At 59.4% G+C, this 2082-nt stretch carries 2 protein-coding genes; one reads left to right on the top strand and one right to left on the bottom strand.

The window, feature by feature from the left end; all coding sequences use genetic code 11:
• Positions 1-1463: DUF6538 domain-containing protein (locus tag GV044_RS20355; RefSeq protein ID WP_236555143.1), on the top strand; the 1463-nt coding region annotated here is incomplete at its 5' end.
• Here the strand turns inward: GV044_RS20355 and GV044_RS20350 are convergent.
• Positions 1445-1999, bottom strand: a complete 555-nt coding sequence (locus tag GV044_RS20350) for a hypothetical protein (RefSeq protein ID WP_159874304.1) — start codon at positions 1997-1999, stop codon at positions 1445-1447. The genes GV044_RS20355 and GV044_RS20350 overlap by 19 nt on opposite strands.
• Positions 2000-2082: the final 83 nt, after the last annotated feature.

Genomic DNA, 2082 nt, shown 5'->3' with positions numbered 1-2082 from the left:
GCTACGGTAAGTTGCTACGGGATTTGCCCCGTGGTGTGCTTCGACGGGGGCAAAAACTCTACTATCGGCATACTGTGCCCGTGGACACTCAGCGACTGCTGAACCGGCTCGAAATCTGGCGCTCGCTTCGGACGGACAGCCTTTCGGTCGCGCTGCGTCGATTGCCGGGAGTCGTCGCCCGGATCGAAATGGAGATCGAGCACGCCCGCGCGATGGCGGGCCTGCCTGTCGATGCGATGCTCATTGAACCGTCGAAGGACGATCCTGTCGAGCGCCCGATCCCAACCCCGATCGCGCTTCCGCTCGCCGCAAGCATTGAGGCTGATAGCCCGCTCACGCTCGCCGAGGCATATCGCAGCTACATCGACGATCCGACGCGCGCTTGGACCGCCAACACGCGGGAGGCGTATGAGACGAGTAGGAAGCTCGCCATCGCGGTGATCGGTGAGGCCGTTCCCGTCGCGTCGATCTCGCGCGCGCACTGCCGCAATATGCTGGATGTGCTGCGCTTCCTCCCCGCAAACGCGGGGAAATTGTTTCCGAAGCTCTCGCCGCGCGAGGCCGCAGATCGCGCCCGCCTGCGCGGCGACATCAAGGTAATAAGCGCGGCAAATGCCAACTCCCTGATGTCCAATATGAGCAGCTTCCTCAACTGGGCGGTCAATGAGGAACTGCTCGCCCGGAACCCGGCAAGGGGATTGCGTCTGCCCGACCCTATCAACAAGCGGGACAAGCGCGTACCGTTCGACCGGGACCAGCTTCATGCGATCTTCAATGCGCCGCTCTATCGCGGCTGCGTCGATGGCGGGCGCGGCTACAACAAAGTTGGGGATCACCGACCACGCAACGCGCGATTCTGGGTGCCGCTCATCGCGCTGTTCACCGGCGCACGATTGGGTGAAATCTGCCAGCTTGATGCCACCGATATCCGCACCGTCGATGGCGTCGATTGTGTCGTGGTGAGCCTGCGCTCACTGAACGGGACGACCGATAAGCAGTTGAAGACTACCGCGAGCGACCGGCTCATTCCTGTCCACCCGACGCTCATCGACTGTGGGCTGCTTCACTTCGCCGAGGCGAAGCGAAGGGCGGGGGAGAAGAAGCTGTTCGACGATATCGAGACGGGATCAACGGGTTCGCGCCCGGTCGCTTTCAGCAAATGGTTCACCCAGTTCCTCCGCGCGTGCGGCGCGCAGCGGAGCCGCACTTCGTTCCACTCGTTTCGACACAACTTCAGGGACGAGCTACGCGCGGCACGGATCGACCACGACATTGCCTTGTTGCTGGGCGGTTGGACGACCGGTTCGTCCCGCACCGCCGTCCACGAGAACTACGGTAGCGGCTATCGTGTTGAAGCGCTCCAAGAGGCCGTTTTTCGACTCTCGTTCCGGGAGGTTGATCTTTCCTCACTGTCACAGCCGACAGGATTGATTGAAGGGGCACGCTACTCTTCGTCTCTGTAACTTTTTTGACGCAAATCTTGCAACCGCCGCCCCCAATTCCATGCGGCATCACGAGACGGCAGCTTCATTTCTTGGCGGATGTCGCGTCCCAAAAGATCAGCGTCGCAGCCCAGCGCCAATGCCGCCTTGCTACAAGCTGTGGTGGCATCATCTGGCTCCGTGTTTTGCCAGTAGAAATCTATGTTGCGCTGTTCGTTACGGATTTTCGGAGCAAACGATAGCAGGCGATGAGCAAGGGTTGGCGGGAGCGCCCTCCACCCCTCATCATCCTCGGGGAAACTCGTCAACCTCGGAAGGGTGACATGCTGCTTGCCCCACGACTCATCCTCTTCATAACCCTCAATCTCGTATATAACGACCAAACAGTCTGAGCCGAACTCTTCGATCGCGAGCGCACTTCTCAATGCGATGTAACGCCCCTGTCGAGTTCGTTGCAATTTAGAAAGTAGAAATGTTGCGATCTGAGTGATCAGCGCAGCTACAACCCCCGAGCCAACCAGCAGAGCAAAAAGCGTCGTATTCGAAGGAATAAGCATTTAGAAGTCCGAGTTCGAAGTTCGTCTTGTTTGGCTTATTGCACGCTGAACGCAAGCATACATGGGCGGTGCGCACCACATCA

It is taken from the genome of Novosphingobium sp. 9U (assembly GCF_902506425.1).
In the GTDB taxonomy this organism is placed as follows: domain Bacteria; phylum Pseudomonadota; class Alphaproteobacteria; order Sphingomonadales; family Sphingomonadaceae; genus Novosphingobium.
Note: the sequence above shows the minus strand (reverse complement) of the source record. Positions and strands in the feature narration are given on the sequence as shown.

Bases quoted from the DNA above. Each gene is read 5' to 3' on its own strand.
- GV044_RS20350 (WP_159874304.1), bottom strand. From the start codon at position 1,999: ATGCTTATTCCTTCGAATACGACGCTTTTTGCTCTGCTGGTTGGCTCG.